The sequence below is a fragment of the Simplicispira sedimenti genome, assembly GCF_022760965.1.
Lineage (GTDB): Bacteria > Pseudomonadota > Gammaproteobacteria > Burkholderiales > Burkholderiaceae_C > Simplicispira > Simplicispira sedimenti.
Genome location: NZ_JAKVIJ010000006.1, coordinates 42,316 through 63,818, shown reverse-complemented (window position 1 = coordinate 63,818; position 21,503 = coordinate 42,316). Strand labels below are relative to the sequence as shown.

15 protein-coding genes are annotated in these 21,503 nt (G+C 67.3%); 6 read left to right on the top strand and 9 right to left on the bottom strand.

The window, feature by feature from the left end:
* Positions 1-111 precede the first annotated feature (111 nt).
* Positions 112-1,284, bottom strand: coding sequence for a phospholipase A (locus tag MJ602_RS08235; protein WP_243020322.1), 1,173 nt, complete (start codon positions 1,282-1,284; stop codon positions 112-114).
* Positions 1,285-1,363: 79 nt separating this feature from the next.
* Positions 1,364-3,436 (bottom strand): ATP-dependent helicase, encoded by a 2,073-nt coding sequence (locus tag MJ602_RS08230; protein ID WP_243020321.1) that lies wholly within the window; start codon positions 3,434-3,436, stop codon positions 1,364-1,366.
* Between the two features lie 91 nt (positions 3,437-3,527).
* On the opposite strand from MJ602_RS08230, the gene MJ602_RS08225 reads away from it, so the two are divergent.
* The 5 genes from MJ602_RS08225 (at position 3,528) to MJ602_RS08205 (ending at position 9,919) form a co-directional block, all read left to right on the top strand.
* A complete protein-coding gene (locus tag MJ602_RS08225; RefSeq protein ID WP_162015097.1) occupies positions 3,528-4,490 on the top strand; it encodes an AEC family transporter in 963 nt (320 codons plus the stop codon).
* Between the two features lie 110 nt (positions 4,491-4,600).
* Entirely contained in the window at positions 4,601-6,832 is a 2,232-nt protein-coding gene (gene katG, locus MJ602_RS08220; RefSeq protein WP_243020320.1) for a catalase/peroxidase HPI, read from the top strand.
* A 197-nt stretch (positions 6,833-7,029) separates the two neighbouring features.
* Positions 7,030-9,063 (top strand): ATP-binding protein, encoded by a 2,034-nt coding sequence (locus tag MJ602_RS08215; RefSeq protein WP_243020319.1) that lies wholly within the window; start codon positions 7,030-7,032, stop codon positions 9,061-9,063.
* Complete coding sequence (locus tag MJ602_RS08210) at positions 9,060-9,434, top strand: response regulator transcription factor (RefSeq protein ID WP_162015100.1); 375 nt, start codon at positions 9,060-9,062, stop codon at positions 9,432-9,434. The genes MJ602_RS08215 and MJ602_RS08210 overlap by 4 nt, the downstream gene beginning before the upstream one ends.
* A complete protein-coding gene (locus MJ602_RS08205; protein WP_243020318.1) occupies positions 9,431-9,919 on the top strand; it encodes a chemotaxis protein CheX in 489 nt (162 codons plus the stop codon). The genes MJ602_RS08210 and MJ602_RS08205 overlap by 4 nt, the downstream gene beginning before the upstream one ends.
* A gap of 203 nt (positions 9,920-10,122) precedes the next feature.
* On the opposite strand, the gene priA is transcribed toward MJ602_RS08205, so the two are convergent.
* From priA to MJ602_RS08190, 3 genes are all read right to left on the bottom strand, one after another.
* Entirely contained in the window at positions 10,123-12,213 is a 2,091-nt protein-coding gene (priA, locus tag MJ602_RS08200) for a replication restart helicase PriA (RefSeq protein WP_243020436.1), read from the bottom strand.
* 645 nt (positions 12,214-12,858) lie between these two features.
* The gene (hemE, locus tag MJ602_RS08195; protein ID WP_243020317.1) at positions 12,859-13,977 is read right to left on the bottom strand and encodes a uroporphyrinogen decarboxylase; all 1,119 of its coding nucleotides are present in this window, start codon (positions 13,975-13,977) and stop codon (positions 12,859-12,861) included.
* Between the two features lie 49 nt (positions 13,978-14,026).
* Positions 14,027-14,956, bottom strand: a complete 930-nt coding sequence (locus MJ602_RS08190) for a LysR family transcriptional regulator (RefSeq protein WP_243020431.1) — start codon at positions 14,954-14,956, stop codon at positions 14,027-14,029.
* 155 nt (positions 14,957-15,111) lie between these two features.
* On the opposite strand from MJ602_RS08190, the gene MJ602_RS08185 reads away from it, so the two are divergent.
* Complete coding sequence (locus MJ602_RS08185; protein ID WP_162015103.1) at positions 15,112-16,092, top strand: TerC family protein; 981 nt, start codon at positions 15,112-15,114, stop codon at positions 16,090-16,092.
* Positions 16,093-16,131: 39 nt separating this feature from the next.
* On the opposite strand, the gene abc-f is transcribed toward MJ602_RS08185, so the two are convergent.
* From abc-f to MJ602_RS08165, 4 genes are all read right to left on the bottom strand, one after another.
* Positions 16,132-18,042, bottom strand: a complete 1,911-nt coding sequence (gene abc-f / locus MJ602_RS08180; RefSeq protein WP_243020316.1) for a ribosomal protection-like ABC-F family protein — start codon at positions 18,040-18,042, stop codon at positions 16,132-16,134.
* 76 nt (positions 18,043-18,118) lie between these two features.
* Positions 18,119-19,444 (bottom strand): O-acetylhomoserine aminocarboxypropyltransferase/cysteine synthase family protein, encoded by a 1,326-nt coding sequence (locus MJ602_RS08175; RefSeq protein WP_243020315.1) that lies wholly within the window; start codon positions 19,442-19,444, stop codon positions 18,119-18,121.
* A gap of 53 nt (positions 19,445-19,497) precedes the next feature.
* Positions 19,498-20,013 (bottom strand): CoA-binding protein, encoded by a 516-nt coding sequence (locus tag MJ602_RS08170; RefSeq protein ID WP_243020430.1) that lies wholly within the window; start codon positions 20,011-20,013, stop codon positions 19,498-19,500.
* A gap of 358 nt (positions 20,014-20,371) precedes the next feature.
* The gene (locus MJ602_RS08165; protein WP_162015105.1) at positions 20,372-21,364 is read right to left on the bottom strand and encodes a porin; all 993 of its coding nucleotides are present in this window, start codon (positions 21,362-21,364) and stop codon (positions 20,372-20,374) included.
* Between the last annotated feature and the right edge of the window lie 139 nt (positions 21,365-21,503).

Sequence of the window (21,503 nt, the reverse complement as noted above, 5' to 3'; positions counted from 1 at the left end):
CACGCCGTCACGGGCCGCCGGGCGCGCTGCGGATTGTCGCGTGGGGACATGTCCGTCACAAGAAAACCGGCATGCGATTGCGTAACGGCTTGTGTCAGATCAGCTTATCCCTCAAAAGTCCACCAGGCTCAGGCCCAGGGTGAACACGGTGCGCTTGCGGTTGTAGTCCACCAGGCTGTCGCCGTAGCCGCTGAAGAGCTGGGTGTGCAGGCGCAGGTTGCTCTTGCCGCCGCCCAGCCCTGCGCCCAGGCTTTGCATCCATTCCAGCCGCACTGAGCCGCGCGAGGTGGACGAGAGCGAATGGCGCAGCGTCACGCCCAGGGTGTGGTCGCGGTTCAGGTTCCAGAAGGCGGACAGTTCGCCCCGGCCCACGTAGTCGCTGATACCGGGGTTGTCGTCGCTCTCGGCCTTTTCGGGGATGCGCTTCCAGATACGCGCATTCACGCTCCATTGGTTGCCCAGCTCCATGCCAGTCATCAGGTAGGTGCGGTTCCAGCTGCGCGACAGCGGCAGGCTCTGGCCGTTGGACTGGTGCACCAAGCCGATGCCGCTGTAGCGCCAGCGCCAGCCCCAGGGGAGCTGCGCGTCGGTGGGATACACGTACATCACCTCGGGCGCGTGGTCGGTGGTGCGGAACGGGCGCGAGATGTGCGGGCTGAACAACTGCCAGTACGACTGCTGGGTGTAGCCAAACCACAGCGAATCCTTGTGCGTGGGGTGGTCCTGCGTGAGCAGGCTTTGCGCAATCTTGGTGCGCACCGAAAGCTGCAGGCGCGCTTCGGTGCTGCGGTAGGCCACGCTGGAGAGGGCGGTGTGCTCGGGCGCGGGGGAGCTGGGCTGGCGGTTCACGCTGTCGGAGGCCACCACCGAGGCGCTCAGCGGCCGGTAGCCCCGAAAGCGGAAGGTGCCGCAACTGCTGCCCATCTCCAGCTCCCAGAAGCGCGACAGCTCGGAATACTGCGTGTCGCGGCAGCCCTCGACCTGGGCCACCTCGATCATGCGCGTGGCAGGCAGGGTGGTGTCCACCGGGTCAGGCAGTCCGCTGGGGGGCTCCTGGGCAGCCGCTTGCGCACTGCTGGCGGCTGGGGCCTGCCAGGCCTGCTGGCCGGCCCAGGCATCAAAACAGGCCAGGCGCTGGGCGCTGTCGGCCAGCGCGGTGCAGCGCTGCCAGGCGGGGTGGGTGGGGTCTGCGGCGCTGCTGGCCTGGGCCAGTGGCGCGGCCAGCGCACCAGCCAGCACCACACCTGCGGCCTTCAGGGACGGAGAACGAGGGGATGGGAGCATGGCAGAAATTGAAGTAAAAAATAGGCTGTGGCGCTTATTCTACAAGCGCAAGCAGCTATAAAAACAGTAGCAAAATGCGTCAAGCCACCGGGGGCTCGGCGCGTTCCTGGGCCTTGCGTGCGAACTCGGCGCGCAGGGCCTTGAGCTTTTCGCGCGGGTCTTCGCGCGCGGTGGTGGCCGACAGCGCCATCTCGGCGATGAAGCGGCTGGGCTGGGCCGCCACCATCTCGCGGCCCTTCTTGCGTTTTTTCGTCCAGCTCACGGCCAGCGTGCGCTGCGCGCGCGTGATGCCCACGTACATCAGGCGGCGCTCTTCCTGCAGGCGGGCGATGGTGTCGTCGCTCAGCTTTTGCTGGCGCCCGTCGTCATCGTCGAGCTTGAAGGGCAGCATGCCCTCGGTCACGCCCGCCAGGATCACATGCGGCCACTCCAGGCCCTTGGAGGCGTGCAGGGTGGAGAGCGTCACCACGTCCTGGTCCTTCTCGCGCTCGGACAGGGTGGACAGCAGCGCAATGTTCTGCGCCACCTCCAGCAGGCTCTTGGTTTCCATCTGCGTGGTGGCGCCCGCCGTGTCGTCGATCTGGCCGCCCGCGCGCTGCGCCATCCAGTCGCAGAACTCCAGCACGTTGCTCCAGCGCGCGGCCGCCACCTTCTCGCTGTCCTCGCCGTCGTAGAGGTGCTTTTCGTAGCCGATCTCCTGCAGCCATTCGGTCAGAAAGGCGCGCGCTGCCTCGGCCCCCCGGGTCTGGCGCGCGCGGTACTCCAGGTCGTTGATGTAGCGGCCAAACTCGTGCAGGCCGTCCAGCGCACGCCGGGGCAGCGTGGCGGGCAGCATGGGCGAAAACAGCGCGGCAAACAGGCTGGTGTGGTGGGCCGCGCCAAAAGCGCCGAGCTGCCCCAGCGTGGTGTGGCCGATGCCGCGCTTGGGCGCGGTGATGGCGCGCAGAAACGCCGGGTCGTCGTCGCTGTTGATCCACAGCCGGAACCAGGCGCACAGGTCGCGGATTTCAGCACGGTCAAAAAAGCTCGTTCCGCCCGACACCTTGTACGGGATGTTGGCCTTGCGCAGCGCCTTCTCGAACGGCTTGGCCTGGTGGTTGGCGCGGTACAGGATGGCGAAACTTTTCCAGTCCGGCGGCGGGTTGGCGGCGGCGCGCAGGCCCTGCAGGCGCGCCACGGCGCGCTCGGCCTCGTGCTCCTCGCTGTCGGCGTCCACCACGCGCACGGGTTCGCCCTCGCCCAGCTCGCTGAACAGCGTCTTGGGGAACAGCTTGGGGTTGGGCCCGATCACGTTGTTGGCCGCACGCAGGATGGCGCTGGTGGAGCGGTAGTTCTGCTCCAGCTTGATGACCTTGAGCTGCGGATAGTCCACCGGCAGTTTTTTCAGGTTGTCCAGCGTGGCGCCGCGCCAGCCGTAGATGGACTGGTCGTCGTCGCCCACGGCGGTAAAGCGCCCGCGTTCGCCCACCAGCAGCTTGAGCAGCTCGTACTGCGTGGCGTTGGTGTCCTGGTATTCGTCCACCAGCACATGGCCGAGCTGCTGCTGCCACTTGGCGCGCACCTCGGGGTGGTCGCGCAACAGCTTGAGCGGCAGGCTGATGAGGTCGTCAAAGTCCACGCTCTGGTAGGCCGTCAGGCGCTCTTCGTAGCGCTGCATGATGAGCGCAATGCTGCGCTCGTGCTCGTCCTTGGCCTGGGCCAGCGCCTGGGCGGCGTTCAGGCCCATGTTCTTCCACAGGCTGATGGTCCACTGCCACTGGCGCGCCGTGGCGGCGTCGGTGGTGCCGCCTGCGGCGTCCTTCAGGATGCTGGTCACGTCATCCTGGTCCAGGATGCTGAACTGGGGCTTGAGGCCCAGCACCTTGCCGTCCTCGCGCACCATGCGCACGCCCAGCGCGTGGAAGGTGCACACCACCACGTCCTTGGCCGCCTTGCCGATCAGCCCCTTGGCGCGCTCGCGCATCTCGGCCGCCGCCTTGTTGGTGAAGGTGATGGCCGCAATGCGCTTGGGCTCCATCCCCTGCTCGATCAGGTGCGCAATCTTGTGCGTGATCACCCGCGTCTTGCCCGACCCGGCGCCGGCCAGCACCAGGCAGGGCCCGCTGGTGAAACGGACGGCCTGGAGCTGGGCGAGGTTAAGACCGGCAGACATGGGGTAGCGCAAGGGGCAAAGCGCTGGATCATACCGGCGCAAGCCAGGGGTCAGGCATGCCCTGGGCACTGCTGAGACAATCCCAGGCACCGTGCTCTCCATCCTGCTCGTCACCTTCCCCTTTTTCGCGCTTGTGCTCGCCGGCTACCTGGCGGCGCAGCGGCGCATGCTGCCGCTGGAGGCCATACCAGGGCTCAACGGCTTTGTGCTGTTTTTCGCGCTGCCGTGCATGCTGTACCGCTTTGGCTCGACCACGCCGATCGCGCAGTTGCTCGACCTGTCGGTGGCGGCGGTGTACCTGCTGTGCGGCCTGGTGCTGGTGGCGTTTGCCATTGCGGTGACGCGCAACGAGCGCATCCGCTGGAACGATGCGGCCTTTGGCGCGCTGGTGGCGGCGTTTCCCAATTCAGGCTTCATGGGCGTGCCGCTGCTGGTGGCGTTGCTGGGCGCGCAGGCGGCCGGGCCGGTGATTGTGATGATCGTGGTGGACATGGTGGTCACCAGCTCGCTGTGCGTGGCGCTCTCGCGCCTGGACGATGGCCAGGGCCATGGCCGCGCCGCCATGCTGGATGCTGCGCGCAAGGCGCTGCGCGGTGTGGCCGCCAACCCCATGCCCTGGGCGATTCTGGGCGGCGCGCTGGCCTCGTACCTGGAGTGGCGCCTGCCCGCGCCGGTGGAAAAGACCGCCTGGCTGCTGGCCGATGCGGCCTCGCCGGTGGCGCTGTTCACCATTGGCGCGGTGCTGGCGCGCTCGCAGATCCAGGCCAGCCACCCCATGCCGGTGTCGGACTACCTGCCCGTGGCGCTGATGAAGCTGCTGCTGCACCCGCTGCTGGTGCTGGCGGTGGGGGCCACGGCCATGCAGTGGGGCGCGGGGCTGAGCCCCTTTGCGCTCACGGTCATGGTGCTGACCGCCGCGCTGCCCAGCGCCAGCAACGTGTCGCTGCTGGCCGAGCGCATGGGGGCTGACAACGGGCGCATCGCGCGCATCATCCTGGTGACGACGGCGGCCTCCTTTCTCAGCTTTTCGGCGGCGGTATCTCTGGTGCAGTGACTGCCCGGCACGGGTTTTTGCTATCTGTTTGATTGGTTCAATTGCTTTTACACGGCGATTGATCGTGCCTAAAGTAAGGGTTCTTCCATTGCACCCCCAGGAGAACCACCATGAGCGACCACGCCACCCCATCCGCCGCCCAATGCCCTTTCCACGCCGTGGCCCGCGCCAGCGCCCGTGCGACGCAGGGCGCTCGCTCGCACCGCGACTGGTGGCCCGAGCAGTTGAACCTGGGCATCCTGCACCAGCATGCACCCGCATCCAACCCGTTGGGCGCGGACTTTGACTATGCCCAGGCCTTTGCCGGGCTGGACTATGCGGCGCTCAAGGCCGACCTGACGGCGCTGATGACCGACTCGCAGGACTGGTGGCCCGCCGACTGGGGCCACTACGGCGGCCTGTTCATCCGCATGGCCTGGCACAGCGCGGGCACCTACCGCACGGGCGATGGCCGGGGCGGTGCCAGCACAGGCAACCAGCGCTTTGCGCCCGTCAACAGCTGGCCCGATAACGGCAACCTGGACAAGGCGCGCCGCCTGCTCTGGCCCATCAAGCAGAAGTACGGCAACGCCATTTCCTGGGCCGACCTGATGATCCTGGCGGGCAACGTGGCGCTCGAATCCATGGGCTTCAAGACCTTTGGCTTTGGCGCGGGCCGTGTGGACATCTACCAGCCCGAAGAAGACATCTACTGGGGCGCCGAGACCGAGTGGCTGGCCACCAGCGACAAGCCCGGCAGCCGCTACAGCGGCCACCGCGACCTGGAGAACCCGCTGGCCGCCGTGCAAATGGGCCTGATCTACGTGAACCCCGAGGGCCCGGACGGCAACCCCGACCCCGTCGCCTCGGGCCGTGACGTGCGCGAAACCTTTGCCCGCATGGGCATGAACGACGAGGAAACCGTGGCCCTGGTGGCGGGTGGCCACACCTTTGGCAAGGCCCACGGCGCGGGCGACCCGGCCCTGGTGGGCCCCGAGCCCGAGGCCGCACCGCTGCAGGCGCAGGGCCTGGGCTGGATCAACCGCTTTGGCAGCGGCAAGGGCGCAGACACCACCACCAGCGGCATCGAAGGCGCCTGGAAGCCCCACCCCACCACCTGGGACAACGGCTACTTCGACATGCTGTTTGGCTATGAGTGGGCGCTCACCCGCAGCCCGGCAGGCGCCCAGCAGTGGGTAGCGCAAAACGTGCGGCCCGAGCATCTGATCCCGGATGCGCACGACCCGTCCAAAAAGCACCCGCCCATGATGACCACGGCCGACCTGTCGCTGCGCATGGACCCGGTGTACGAGCCAATCGCACGGCGCTTCCACCAGAACCCACAGGCCTTTGCCGACGCCTTTGCGCGCGCCTGGTTCAAGCTCACGCACCGCGACATGGGCCCCAAGGCGCGCTACCTGGGCCCCGAGGTTCCTGCCGAGGAGCTGGTCTGGCAAGACCCCATCCCCGCCTGCGACCACGCGCTGATCGATGCGCAGGACATCGCCGCGCTCAAGGCCCAGGTGCTGGCCTGCGGCCTGCCGGTGGCGGCGCTGGTGTCCACCGCCTGGGCCTCGGCTTCCACCTTCCGTGGCTCGGACAAGCGCGGCGGCGCCAACGGTGCACGCATCCGCCTGGCACCGCAAAAGGACTGGGAAGTGAACCAGCCCGCCCGACTGGCGCAGGTGCTGGCGGTGCTCGAAGGCATCCAGCAGCGCTTCAACGCCGCGCAGACCGGCGGCAAGAAGCTCTCGCTCGCCGACCTGATCGTGCTCGCCGGTGGCGCCGCCATTGAGGCCGCTGCCCAGGCCGCAGGCCACGCGGTGACGGTGCCCTTTACCCCCGGCCGCATGGATGCCGCGCAGGCGCAGACCGATGTGGAATCCTTCGCCGTGCTGGAGCCCCAGGCCGATGGTTTCCGCAACTACCAGAAGGCCAGCTACCGCGTGCCGGCCGAGCAGTTGCTCATCGACAAGGCGCAGTTGCTCACCCTCAGCGCGCCCGAGATGACGGCGTTGATCGGCGGCCTGCGTGTGCTCGGCGCCAACGTGGGGCAGGCAGCGCATGGCGTGTTCACGCAGCGCGTGGGGCAGCTCAGCAACGACTTCTTCGTGCACCTGCTGGACATGGGCACCGTGTGGCAGCCCACGTCCGAGGCGCAGGAGCTGTTCGAGGGCCGCGACCGTGCCAGTGGCGCGCTGCGCTGGACGGCCACGCGCGTGGACCTGGCCTTTGGCTCCCATTCGCAACTGCGCGCGCTGGCCGAGGTCTATGCCCAGGCCGACGGGCAGGCGCGCCTGGTGCGCGACTTCGTGGCCGCCTGGGTCAAGGTCATGGAGCTGGACCGTTTCGACCGCCGCTGAGCGCGGCGGCGCACCCTTCGCACTGTGACGCACACAGGGCGAAGGGTGCTATAAAAACAGTAGCTACTGGCGCTTATGAATAAAGCGCTGGAGGCCAAAATGATGCATAAGTAAAAACCCTGGTGCGGGGCGGGTAGCGTCACGCAAGTGCAACACAGCGAAGGCACCATCGCGGGGTTGTTACTTCGACTGACACCATGAAAACTTCGCTGGGCTTGGGAAAGTACCGCGACCTGCTGCTCGCCATCCTCTTGTTCATCGTGCTGGACCTGGGGATTCTGTTTTTCAACTTCTTTGCGTCCATCCAGCTGGAGCGCGACGCCAGCCGCATCAACACCGCGGGCGAGCTGCGCATGCTGACGCAGCAGATCACCAAGTCCCTGCTCACGCTGCAGACCGAGCAGCGCGAGGGCCTGCCCATCCAGACCAGCATGGCCCAGCTCAGCCAGGGCACAGCAGGCTTCAACGACGGGTTGGCGGCGCTCAAGGCATCGATGGCCGCCGACGCTGAATTCCGCCTGTTCGGCATCGACCCGCAGGCGCTGCGCGAGCTGTGGCACAAGCTCGACCGCGAGTGGCAACCGCTCCACACGGCCATCGCCCCGGTGATTGGGGCCCAGGCGCCCGACACCGATGACATCGCCATGGCCGCCACCAAGGCCGTGGCGCGCAACATCCGCCTCATGGGGCAAAGCGACGATCTGGCCCGCGCCGTGGAAGAGGCCGCAGGCACCAAGACGCGCATGATGCGCACCATCCAGGTGGCGGCCATCGTGCTGGCGCTGCTCAACTTCGTGTTCATCGTGTTCAAGTTCGTGCGCAAGCTGCGCGCGTCGGACCGCGTGGCCGAGGCCGCGCGCCAGGAGACCGACGACATCCTGCGCACCGTGTCCGAAGGCCTGCTGCTGGTGGGGCCGGACGGGCGCATCGGCGGCCAGATGTCGGCCGCCACGCACCAGATGTTCATGCGCACGGTCAAACCTGGCGAGGACTTCCGCGCCCTGCTGGCCCGCATGCTCGAGCCCGAGCGCGCCGACGAGGCCGCCACCTACCTGACCCTGCTGCTGGACCCCAAGGTCAAGCCCGCGCTGCTGGCGCAGCTCAACCCGCTGCAGGAAGTGCCCGTGCGGCCGCCCGAAGACCGGCAGGGCAAGCCGCGCTACCTTACGTTCCAGATCAGCCAGGTGCGCGAGGGCGGGCGCATCAAGGAGCTGCTGGTCACCGTGTTCGACATGACCGAAAAAGTGCAGCTCGAACGCGAGCTGGCGGCCACCCAGCAGGCCGCCAAGAACGATGTGGAGGACCTGCTCGTCGTGCTGGAGCAGGAACCGGCGCTGCTGCAGGACTTTCTGCTGGGCGCACGCGTGCGCCTGGGCGACCTCAACCAGACCCTGCGCGATGCGGGCCGCAACCCCGGCGACTACCTGGCGCTGGTGGAAGACGCCGCTCGCCTGGTGCACGGCATCAAGGGCGAAGCGGGCGCGCTGGGTTCGGCCAGCATTGCACGCGCAGCGCACGAGATGGAAGACGCCCTCGCTCCGCTGCTGCGCCGACCGCGCCTGCAGGGCGAAGACCTGATTCCCGTGGTGGTGGCGCTGTCGCGCCTGCAGGACCAGGTCGAGCGCCTGCAACGCTTCTTCTTGCGCCTGGGCCCGACCGCGCCGCGCCGCGCACCTTCGGCCGCGCTGCAGGCCCTGGTGGACAACCTGCGCGGCCTGGCCGAGCGCGTGGCGCAGTCCATGGGCAAGCAGGTGCAGTTTGCTGCGCGCCTGCCCGAGGACGAACTGCCGCCCCAGGTGCAGGGCATCTTGCGTGAGGTGCTGCCCCAGCTGGTGCGCAACGCCGTGGTGCACGGCATCGAACAGCCCGGCGTGCGCGCCCAGTTCCGCAAGCCCGAAGCGGGCGCGCTGCGCCTGGACATTGCCCACGACCAGGACGGCACTGTGGAGGTGCGCCTGAGCGACGACGGCCGCGGCATCGTGCTGCCCGAGCTGCGCGAGCGCATCGCGCGCCAGCGCAGCGATGTGGCGCAACTGTCCGACCACGAGGTGCTGGGCCACATCTTCGACCCCGCCTTCAGCACCGCCACCGAGGTGACCGAGCACGCCGGCCGGGGCATGGGCCTGTCGCTGGTACGCAAGGCGGTGGAAGACGCTGGCGCCAAGCTGCGCGTGCTCACGCAGCCGCATGTGTCCACCACCTTCATCCTGCGCTTTGGGAGCGCCGTATGAGGCCGCACAAGCTCATGGTGGTGGACGACTCCATGGTGTTCCGCAACCGCATCGCCCGCCTGGCCGCCGACCCGCGCCTGCCGCGCGTACAACTGGTGGCCATGGCCGAGAACGGCGAAGAGGCCATTGCCCAGGCGCGCCACCACCGGCCCGACCTGGTCACCATGGACCTGACCATGCCACGCATGGACGGACCGGCCTGCCTGGAGGTGCTGCGCGAGCAACTGCCCGAGGCGCGCATTCTGGTGGTGTCGGCACTGAGCGACCGCGCCACCGCCCTCAAGGCGCTGGCCAAGGGCGCGCATGGCTTTTTGCTCAAACCGTTTTCCGACGACCAGATGGTCCAATCCCTGCAGGAGCTGATGGCATGACCCGCCCCCGCCTTCGGGCCGAAGATGTCAAGATCTTCACGGATGCCGCTCTGGGCTTCTTTGCCCAGACCACCGGCCACCGCGCCAACGTGCGTACCGCCTACCTGATGGACCACGACGCCCCCGCCGTGTGGAGCGACTTCCATGGCCGCATCGACCTGGGCGGGCGCTACCGTGGCAACGTCACCTTTGCCGCGCCGCGCGCACTGCTCACCCATGTGTTGCTGTCCATTGGCGAGAGCGACTACACCGACGCCAGCCACCGCGACATCGTGGGCGAGATTGCCAACCAGATGTCGGGCCAGGCCCGCCGTCACTTTGGCGAGGCCATGGACATCTCACCCCCGCGCGTGATCGACCGCGACCAGGCCCGCCACGAGGCAAACCAACACCAGGCACAGGGCATGGCGCCCTTCGTCATCCCGGTGCAGTGGGACCGCTACGAGGCGCATCTGGTGGTGCAGATGGAGCAAGGGCAGGGGTAGCACCCCCCTGAGCGGCTGCGCCGCTTCCCCCCGCTCTCCAATCGCTGCGCGATTGGGGCAGGGGGACGCTCCCGGCGCGGCGGGGCGGCCCTTGCGCGGGAGCCCTGGCTTGGTCCGGGTCGATGGCTAAGGCCGGGGATCTGGTGTTGGCGTCGTTGGTTCCTGCCTTGTCCGGCGGGCACAGGCCTATGACTCTCAGCCGCTCAAATCCCCAGCGGGTCCACATCCACCAGCCAGCGCACCAGGCCTTTGTGCTCCGGCTGCTGGCGGGTGCTGTGCAGCAGGGGTTGCCAGGCGGCCAGGAAGCGTTGCAGCGCGGTGCGGTGCGGGCTCTCCAGCAGCATCTGGGCGCGTTCCACGTTGGCCACGCGCTGCACGGCCAGGGGGATGGGGGGATAGAGCGTGACATGCTCCAGGCCGGGGAGCTGGGCGTCCTGCGCGGCCTGGCTGGCAGCGTGCAGGAAGGCCTGGGCGACTTCCTGGGTGCGTGCGTCGGCACGCACCAGAGCCTGGTAGCTGAAGGGGGGCATGCCTGCTTCCTGGCGTTCACGCAATTGCTGTGCGGCAAAGGCGGGGTAGTCGTGCGCGTGCAGGGCTTCGTACACGGCGTGCTGGGGGTGCAGGGTCTGCACCCACATTTCGCATTGCGTGCCTTGCGCGGCCAGGTAGGCGGCGTCGCGCCCAGCGCGGCCTGCCGCCTGCTCCAGCAGGGCGAACAGGCGTTCGGGTGCGCGAAAGTCGCTGGAAAACAGCGCGCCGTCGGGCTGCACGGCGGCCACCAGGGTGACGCGGCGAAAGTCGTGCCCCTTGGCAATCATTTGCGTGCCCACCAGCACGTCCACCTCGCCCGCATGCACCTGGGCCAACTGGCTTTGCAGCGCGCCCTTGGCGCGGGTGGAGTCGGCGTCGATGCGGGCAACGCGCACCGCGCTGCCGTCGGGGCGCTGCACATGGGACAGCAGGGTGGCGAGCTGTTCTTCGAGTTGCTCGGTGCCCCGGCCCAGGGTGGTGATGTCGGGGCTGCCGCACCCAGGGCAGGCACGCGGCACATGCTGTGCGGCGCCGCAGTGGTGGCAGCGCAGGCTGCGGTCGGCCTTGTGGAAGACCTGGTGGGCGCTGCAGTGGGGGCAGTCGCTTTTCCAGCCGCAGTCCAGGCAGTGCAGCACGGGCGCGTAGCCGCGCCGGTTGAGCAGCACCAGGCTTTGCTCGCCGCGCGCCACGCGCTCTTGCAGCGCCGTCAGCAGCGGGGCCGAGAACACGGTGCGCCGGGGCTGGTGGTTCATGTCCACGCGGCGCACCCGCGCCAGGGCGCCTGCGCCAATGCGGCTGGGCATGCACAGGCGCTGGTAGCGCCCGCCGGCCGGGTCTTCGGGGCTGGGTGGGCGGCTGGCGTGCCAGCTCTCCAGCGATGGCGTGGCCGAACCGAGGACGACCTTGGCGCCCTGGTCGTGGCCGCGCCACACGGCCAGGTCGCGGGCGGAGTAACGGGCGCCTTCCTGTTGCTTGTAACTGGGGTCGTGTTCTTCATCCACGATGACCAGGGCCAGCCCCGGCAGCGAGGCAAACACCGCCATGCGCGTGCCCAGCACGATGCGCGCCTGCCCTGTGTGCGCTGCCAGCCAGGCCTTCAGGCGCTGCGGGTTCGTCATGCCGCTGTGCAGCGAGACCACGGCGCCCGCGCCAAACCGGGCGGTGAAGCGTTCTTCCAGCTGGGGCGTGAGGTTGATCTCGGGCACCATGACCAGCGCCTGGGCGTGGGCGTCCTGCTCCAGCACGGCCTGCACGCAGCGCAGGTACACCTCGGTCTTGCCGCTGCCGGTGCTGCCGAACAGCAGAAAGGGGCCAGGTTTGGAAAGAATTTCGGCCTTGGCGCTTTCCTGTTCTGCGCTGAGTGCTATTAAATCAGTAGCATTCGAGGGCGCGGTCGCCTCCGATGGACGTTGGAGGCGCCGCGCCACCTGCGCGGGGCCCAGTGTGCGCAGTTGCGGTGGCAGGGCCGACAGGGCCACCTCGCCCAGGCTGCGCTGGTAGTAGCGCGCGGCAAAGGCCACCAGGCGGCGCCAGGGAGCGCCGAGCGGCGCAATGCCGTCGAGTACGGCGGCCACCGGGCGCAGGCTGCGCTCGGGCGGTGCAGGCGTGCCGTCGTCGCCGTCCCACACCAGGCCCAGCACCTCGCGCTGGCCCAGGGGCACGCGCACCAGGGTACCTGGGGGCAGGGGCCGGTCGCACTGGTAGTCCAGCGGCTCGCCCACGCCGCTGTGCGCTGGGGTTTGCACCGCCACGCGCACGGTCACGGCAGTTGCGCCCGGCTTGCAAGGTGATGGATCAGCTGCGGCGTTCAAGTGTTTGATTTTTCAGGAGGCCCATCGTTGGGTCAACATGTGGATAACTTTGTTGACATCCCACATGCTGGAGGCAGTGCGGCGGGCAGGTGACCCAGATCAACATTCAGGTAAATGTAACGAGTCTCTGGAAAAGTATTTATGAATCAACGGTTTGCATGGTAACCATGCGCTCTGGCGGGGCGACATTGGGACGGCGCAGATAGGGTGCATGGCTCCCTTGGATGTGTGCATAACTGTGCAGGGCTACGCTTGTCAAGACCTGGGGCTGTTCTTGAAACAGCGTTACGGGCCGACCTGCTTCATGCTATTTATCGCCTGATGGCCGCAAGTGCTTGATGGGCTTGGGGTTTTGCCACATATCCCCGAATTCTGTGGATAACTTTGTTGATAGCTGTCGGAGATGGCGCCGCAAGCCGCGCCAATGCGTGCGCTGCACAGTTTGCGTGCTTCATGGGCAATGCAGCGATCCATTCAAAATCAAGCACTTACGTGTGTGCGGCCGCTGCGTGATGCCGTTACATGGACCCAGGGAAAGCCCGGATGACGCAGAACGCGCTGCACGGAAGGTGTGCATAAGTCCAGGCCCTGGTGCGCTCAGCGCTGGCGCTGCGCGCGCGAGTGGCTGTGCACGGCCTCGACCAGCGCGGCCACATGCTCGGGCGGCGTGAACTGGCTGATGCCGTGGCCCAGGTTGAAGATGTGCGTGGGGCCGGTGGTGCTGCGGTCGGTGTGCGGCTTGCCGAAGCTGTCGAGCACGGCGTGCACCTGGGTGACGATTTGCGCCGGCGGGGCGAACAGCACGTTGGGGTCGATGTTGCCCTGCAGCGCCTTGCCGGGGCCGCCGACCTGGCCGCCGACGATGGCGCGCGCCTTGCCGAGGTTGGCCGTCCAGTCCAGGCCCAGCACCTCGCAGTCGATGTCCTTCATGTCTTCGAGCCAGATACCGCCGCCCTTGGTGAAGACGATGCGCGGCACGTCCTGGCCGTCCACGCCGGTGCGCTTGAGCTGCGCGAGCACGCGCTTGGTGTATTCGAGGCTGAAGTCCTGAAAAGCACCATCGGCCAGCACGCCGCCCCAGCTGTCGAAAACCATCACGGCCTGGGCACCCGCGTCGATCTGGGCGTTGAGGTACTGCGCCACGGCGTCGGCATTCACGGCCAGGATGCGGTGCATCAGGTCGGGGCGGCTGTACATCAGTGTCTTGACGAGGCGGTAGTCGTCGCTGCCCTTGCCTTCGACCATGTAGCAGGCCAGCGTCCAGGGGCTGCCCGAGAAGCCGATCAGCGGCACGCGGCCGTTGAGGGCCTTGCGGATGCTGGTGACGGCATCGAACACGTAGCGCAGCTTGTCCAGGTCGGGTGCGGCGAGCTGGGCCACATCGGCTTCGGTGCGCACCGATTGGGCGAAGCGCGGGCCCTCGCCCTCGGCGAACGACAGGCCCAGGCCCATGGCGTCGGGCACGGTGAGGATGTCGCTGAACAGGATGGCGGCGTCGAGCGGGAAGCGCTCGAGCGGCTGCAGCGTGACCTCGGTGGCGTAGTCCACGTTCATGGCCAGGCCCATGAAGCTGCCGGCCTGGGCGCGCGTGGCCTTGTATTCGGGCAGGTAGCGGCCCGCCTGGCGCATCAGCCACAGGGGGGTGTAGTCGGTGGCCTGGCGGCGGCAGGCGCGCAGGAAGGTGTCGTTGGTGAGGGGGGCGAAGGAGGTGCTCATGCCCGCCATTCTCTCATTCCAGGCTTGGCTGTCCCTGCCACGCCTGCGGTCATGGGGGTGCTTGCAACGCTGCCTGCGGGTTCAGGAGTCGTTCCTGCGGGCCGGTCTCCAACAAGCGGGTCACCAAGGGGTGCATGACCTTGCGGGCGCTGTAGATCAGGTGGAATTCTTCGCTCACTTCGGGTGTGGCGCCGATCTGGACCAGGCCGAAGGTCTGCTGCAGGTGGTTGCCCAGCGAGATCGGTGCGGGCATCACGCCCATGCCGCTGGTGGCGAAGGTGCTCAGCAAGGCGCTGTCCTCGAACTCCCCGGCGATGCGTGGGCGGATGCGTTCCTGTTCCAGCCAGTGGTCCATGCGTGCGCGCACCGCAGCATGGTGCGTGGGCAGCAGCACGGGGACCACCGCCAGGCTGTGCGGAAACTGGTGTGCCGCTGCTTCGGCCCACAACGGGGGCGCATACCAGGCGATGGCGCTGCTCCCGAGCAGCTGGCTGCTGGCGCGCAGGTGGGGGTTGGTGGGCGCTGCGCGGTCTGCGAGCACGGCATCGAGCTTGTGCAGCGCCAGTTCGCCCAGCAGCGGCTGAAACTCCCCCTCGTGGCACAGCAGCCGCAGGTGGGGCTCTTCCAGCACAGTGCGCAAGAGCCTGTGCACGGCCAGCTTGGCAATGCCGTCGGAGATGCCCAGGTTCAGCCGCAGGGTCTGGCCGACGGCGGCCTCGCGCACACGGATGGGCAGCAGTTCGCCCAGGGCAAAGATGTGGTCGGCTTCGTGCAGTGCCGCCATGCCAGCGTCCGTCAGTACCAGGTTCCGCCCTTCGTTGCGCAGCAGGCTTACGCCGAGGGACTTCTCCAGTTCCCTCACCTGGGCGCTGATGGTCTGCACCGCCATGTCCAGCCGCTGCGCTGCACGGGCAATGCCACCTTCCTTGGCCACCACCCAGAAGTAATAGAGATGGCGGTAGTTGAAGCTCTGCGGCATGGGGGTGGCCTCGGGGTTGGGTTGCGACATGGTTCGTAAAAACCGAACCAAATGCCAGTTGGAGGTAGGTTTTAAACGAAATCGGTCCGTTTTACATTCACGGGCTTCCCTTGCCCGCACCTTCGGCAAGGCATTCAAGTTCAAAGAAGCGATACATGGAAACGATCGGTACCTGGTGGATGTGGGCGGGCTTCGCCCTTTTTGTGGTGGTGGCGATCGCCATCGATCTGTGGGTCATGGAGCGCCAGGGCGCCCACACGGTGACAATGCAGGAGGCCGTGCGCTGGAGCCTGTTGTGGTTCTCGCTGGCGTTTGTGTTTGTGGGCCTTTTGTGGTGGTATCTGGACACCCACCAGGGCCGTGAGGTAGCCAACACGGTGTCCATGCAGTTCATCACGGGCTACCTGGTGGAAAAGAGCCTGTCGGTGGACAACATCTTCGTGTTTCTGGTGCTGTTCAACTACTTCGCCATCCCGCAGCAATACCAGAAACGGGCGCTCATCATCGGCATCATCGGTGCCATCGTGCTGCGTACAGCGCTGATCCTGGTGGGCGCATGGCTGCTGGCCACGTTCCATTGGCTGCTCTACGTGTTTGGTGCCTTCCTGGTCTTCACGGGCGTGAAGATGTGGTTTGCCGCCTCGCAGGAGTCGGACATTGCGTCCAACCCGGTTCTGGGGTTCCTGCGCAGGCACATGAACATCACCGACCAGTTCGATGGCGAAAAGCTCAGCACCATGATCAATGGCGTGAAGCACTACACCCCGCTGTTCGTGGTGCTGGTGCTCATCGGCACCACCGACATCATCTTTGCCGTGGACAGCATTCCGGCCATCTTCGCCATCACCAGTGACCCGTTCATCGTGCTCACGGCCAACATCTTCGCCATCCTGGGCCTGCGCGCGCTGTACTTCCTGCTGGCCGATCTGGCCAACCGCTTTCACCTGCTGGCCTATGGCCTGGCCCTGGTGCTGGTCTTCATCGGCAGCAAGATGCTGCTGATCGACGTTTACAAGATCCCGATCGGCTATGCCCTGCTGGTCACGGCCGTGCTGATTGCGGGCTCCATCATCCTGTCGCTGCGCACGACCAGCGGGGCCGCTCGCTCGTCGCAGCAGGCACCGACAGAGCGTTGAGGTAGAGGTGGGGCGGACCCTCAGGAGGGATGCTCCGCCTCACGGCGCCAGTGCCGTCCACCGCTCCAGCGCCAGCAGCAGTTCTTCCTCGATCTCCCCCTCGCGGGTGTGCAGGGCGGTGGCACGTTGGGGGTCGCGGGTGTAGAGGCTGCCGTCGGCCAGTTCCTGCTGGATGGCTTGCTGTTCGGTCTCCAGCGCTGCGATGCGATCGGGCAGTTGCTCCAGCTCCCGTTGCTCCTTGTAGCTGAGCTTCTTTTTTTGTAGCGTGCTGCGTCCATCCTGTGGCGGCTGCGGGCTGCTTTCCCCCTTGTCCTTGTGCTCGCTGGCAGGCCTGGCGCCCGGGGACGTGGCAGCGGCGGCACGCAGGGCCTGGCTGCGCAGGGATTGCTGTAGCCAGTCTTCCACGCCGCCTTCAAACTCGCGCCACACGCCGTCGCCCTCGTAGGCGATGGTGCTGGTGACCACGTTGTCCAAAAACGTCCGGTCGTGGCTGACCAAGAATACGGTACCGGGGTAGTCCTGCAGCAATTCTTCGAGCAGGTCGATGGTTTCGATGTCCAGGTCGTTGGTGGGCTCATCCAGCACCAGCACCGTGGCGGGGCGGGCGAACAAGCGGGCCAGCAGCAGGCGGTTGCGCTCGCCACCCGAGAGGGACCGCACCGGCGAATGGGCTCGCGCGGGCGAGAACAGGAAGTCGCCGAGGTAGCTGCGCACATGCTTGCGCTGGCCGTTGATCTCGATCCACTCGCTGCCGGGGCTGATGAAGTCTTCCAGCGTGGCGTCCAGGTCGATGGCGTCGCGCAGCTGGTCGAAGTAGGCCACCTGCAGGTTGGCGCCGCGGCGGACGGTACCGCTGTCGGGCTCCAGTTCACCCAGGATCATTTTCAGCAGCGTGGTCTTGCCAGCGCCGTTGGGGCCCAGCAGACCGATCTTGTCGCCGCGCAGCAAGGTGGCGCTGAAGTCCTTGGCAATCACCTTGTCGCCAAAGGCTTTGCTGACATGCTGCAGCTCCGCGACGATCTTGCCCTGGTAGTTGCTGTCGCTGCCGGTGCCCACTTCCATCTTCACCTTGCCGACCACCTCGCGGCGCGCGGCGCGGGTTTCACGCAGCTTTTCCAGGCGGCCGATGCGGCTCTGGCTGCGGGTGCGGCGCGCTTCCACGCCCTTGCGGATCCAGATTTCCTCCTGGGCCAGCAGTTTGTCGGCCTTGGCGTTGATGACGGCTTCCTGGGCCAGTTGCTCCTCCTTTTGCTGGACGTAGGCGGCGAAGTTGCCCGGGTAGGAGCGCAGGATGCCCCGGTCCAGTTCGACGATGCGGGTGGCGATACGGTCCAGAAACGCACGGTCGTGGGTGATGGTGACCACGCTGCCCTTGAAATCCAGGAGCAGATCCTCCAGCCAGCGGATGGAATCCAGGTCGAGGTGGTTGGTCGGCTCGTCCAGCAGCAGCACGTCGGGCCGGGCGACCAGCGCCTGGGCCAGCGCCACGCGTTTCTTGGTGCCGCCCGAGAGGTCGCCCACCCGCGCGTCGGGGTTCAGGTGCAGGCGCTGCAGGGTTTCCTGCACGCGCTGTTCCCAGTTCCAGGCGTCGGCGGCCTCGATCTGGGTTTGCAGCGCGTCCAGGTCCACGCCCTCAGCGTGGGCCAGGTACTGCTCGCGCAGCGCTATCACCCCGGCCAGTCCGGCGGAGGCGGCCTGGAAGATGGTGGCGTCCGGGTCCAGCGCGGGTTCCTGTTCGACGAAGGCGATGCGCGTGCCCTGCTGCACCTGCAGCGTGCCGTCGTCGGCCTTGGCAAGTCCGCCCAGGATCCGGAGCAGTGAGGACTTGCCTGCGCCGTTGCGCCCGATCAGGCCGACGCGTTCATTGGTTTCGAGGGAAAAGCCGGTGTGGTCCAGCAATGCGACATGCCCGAACGCGAGCTGCGCATTGAGAAGAGTGATAAGTGCCATGGGGCAGGATTATCCGGGTGGCTGGAGACAGGGGCCGCCAGCGCCGCTGGGTAGCGCCGGGCCGCCGGCGGGCGGCTCACGCCTGGGTGGCGCGCTCCAGCGCCTGGTCGATGTCCCAGAGGATGTCGTCCACGTCCTCGATGCCCACGCTCAGGCGCACCATGTCGGCGCTCACGCCGGCCCGGGCGAGTTCGTCCTCGTTGAGTTGTCGGTGCGTGGTCGAGGCGGGGTGGATCACCAGCGTCTTGGCGTCGCCGATGTTGGCCAGGTGGCTCAGGAATTCGCAGGCGTCGATGAATTTCTCGCCGGCCGCGGCGCCACCTTCGATGCCGAAGGTGAGGATGCCCGAGGCGCCCGGCGCGCCGTCCACGGCGCGGAACTGCTTCTGCGCCAGCGCGTGGTACGGCGAGCCGGCCAGGCCCGGGTAGTTGACCCAGCGCACCTTCGGGTGGCCCTGCAGGAATTGCGCCACTTTCAGCGCGTTGCGGCAGTGTTCGCGCATGCGCAGGTGCAGCGTTTCGGCCCCCTGCAGCAGCAGCCAGGCATTGAGCGGCGAGAGCACGCCGCCGAAGGTGCGGTTGACCTCCATGCGCGCTTTCATGGTGTAGCCGAAGTCGCCGAAGGTCTCGTAGAACTTCACGCCGTGGTAGGCGCGGCTGGGCTCCACCATCTCGGGGAACTTGCCGTTGTCCCAGGGAAATTTGCCGCCCTCCACCACCACGCCGCCCATGGTGGTGCCGTGGCCGCCGATGTACTTGGTGGCGCTGTGCACCACGATGTCGGCGCCAAACTGCAGCGGGTTGCACAGGTAGGGGCTGGCCACGGTGTTGTCGATGACCAGGGGCACGCCGTGGGCATGGGCCACGTCCGCGATGGCGGCAATGTCGAGCACGTTGACCAGCGGGTTGCCGATGGTCTCGCCGTACACGGCGCGCGTGTTCGGGCGCATGGCACGCGCGAAGTTCGCGGGGTCGGCGGGGTCGACGAAGGTGGTCTCGATGCCGAGCCGGCTGAACCCGACGCCCAGTTGGCCCACCGTGCCGCCGTAGAGCGTGCTGGCCGCGACGATGTGGTCGCCGGCCTTCAGGATGGCCAGCAGCGCCGCCATCTGCGCGGCCATGCCGCTGGCGCAGGCCAGCGCGGCGCGGCCCCCCTCCAGGTTGGCGATGCGCTCCTCCAGCACCGCCACCGTGGGGTTGCTGATGCGGCTGTAGACGTTGCCGAAGGTCTGCAGGTTGAACAGGCTGCTGGCGTGCTCGGCGTCGTCGAACACGAAGCTGGTCGTCTGGTGGATGGGCGTGGCGCGCGCGCCGGTCACCGGGTCGGGCTGGGCGCCGGCGTGGATGGCACGGGTACCGAAGCCGAAGGCGTGGTCGCTGCCGGAAGAAGGGGGGTGGGCCATGGTTTGTGATTCAAAAGTGCCTCCAGCGCTTATCTGGCAAGCGCTGGAAGCTATCAATAAGGGAGCTGCCGCAGCCGCTTGGCGGAGATGACGCCGGTGTTCACGCCCATCCAGCCCAGGCCGCCGAACAGGCGTGCATGCTCGATCTTCACGCAGCGGTTCTGGATGACCTGCAGACCCGCGTCCTCGGCGCGCTGGGCGGCTTCTTCATGCCGCACACCGAGCTGCAGCCACAGGCAGCTCGCGCCGATGGCCACAGCCTCTTCGGCCAGCGGCGGGATGTCTTCGCTCTTGCGGAAGCAGTCCACCATGTCGATGCGCTCGCCCTGGCGGGCGATGGCCTGCGCGGCCTCGTGCAGGCTCGCGTAGCAGCGCTCGCCCAGGATGCAGCCGCCGTCTCGGGCGACGACCGGGTTCACCGGCACGATGCGGTAGCCATGCGCCTGCATGTACTTGGCGGCGAAGAAGCTGGGGCGGTGCCACTGCGGCGACAGGCCCACCACCGCGATGGTGCGGCAGCGGCCCAGCACGTCGCGCAGGGTGCTGATGGTGTCGGGGGTGCGGCTCATGCGTTCCAGTGTACGCATGCGGAAGGCGGCTGTGCTGGTCATGCCCATGTCATACGCTGGGCACACAATGGCTTTTGCAGGCATGCCACGCGCACCCGCCATACCCTTGGTGGAGGGGACGGTGCTGCGCAGTCTGTACCAGGGGTTTCTGAGCGAGTGACCAGAGAAAGAGCGGCTTGACAGGCCGCTCTTTTTTTTGGCCGTACGGCCGCTTGCCGGTCCCGGGCATCCTTCGGGGTGCTGTGGGGATGCAGAGGGGGCGCCAGAAACGGCAACGCCGCGCAGGGCGCGGCGTTGGATGGGGCCGTCGGCCCGGTAGGCGACGGCAGTCTGGGCAGGCGGCGTGTGCCGCCGGCGTTCAGAAGCGGTGCAACAGGCCCACGCCGAAGGTGTTGGAGCCGGTCGTTCCCTTGACCGCCTTGCCGGCGCTGTTGAGGTTGCCGTAGCCTGCATACATCATGGTGCGCTTGGACAGGTGGTAGTTGGCGAACAGCTCATAAGCCATGGCGCCGTCGCGTGCGGGGTTGGGGTTGTCGGTGATGCGGGCCACCTGCGCGCCCAGCACCCAGGCGCCCAGCGGTACGGCCACACCCAGGCCAAAGCCCTTGCCGGTGGTCTTGGATTCGTCTTGCGTGTACAGCGCACTCACCCGCACCGAGGGGAAGTCGTAACGCGCGCCCAGGGCATAGCCGGTGCGGTTGTTGGCGCCTTCGGCCATCTTGCTCTGCACCACGGCGCCCAGGCTCAGGGGGCCGTTCTGGTAGCTGGCGGCGAGCTGGTACGAGCCCTTGCGCGTGTCTGCGGCGCCTGCGGCGGGGGCCGCCTTGTCCTGCTTCATGACGACTGCGGCGCGCGCCTGAAAGCCGTTCAGCTTGGGCGAGGTGTAAAGAAATTGGCTGTTGGCGCGGTTGCCGCCCAAGGAGCCGTCGGCGTCCAGGCCGAGGTTCTTCAGTGCCGAAGTGTTGTTGGCCGTGCCGTTGAGGTCGAACGTGCCCATGGTGCGGTTCTGCGCCGTGGTCATGCGTCCCATCGCGAACTCGCCGAAGCCGCCGCCAAGGGCCAGCCAGGCGGCGCGGTTCCAGGCGCCGGTAGCGCCACCCGTCAGGGCGCCGTCTTCGATGTTGATACCTTGTTCAAAGTTGAACGACGCCTTCATGCCGTCGCCCAGGTCTTCCTGGCCACGCACGCCCCACATGGAGGTTTCCTTGTAGTTGCCGATCATCTGCGACTGGCCGCCGAAGGCCTTGCCCAGGCCAGCGTCGAGGCGTCCGTACAGGGTCACGTTGGACTGGGCCGAGGCGATGCACGCAACGGAGCTGAGAACAGCCAGGGCGATCAGGGATTTATTCATGGAGTCATTCCGGTAGTTGTTGAAAAGGCAAGCGCGTCGGCGCCTCGCAAGGAGGACCCGACGGCTTGCCGCTATTGCAACAACCCGATGTGACAGCCTAACTACAAGACCCTGCAGAACGCGGGGCGCTTGTCGGCAG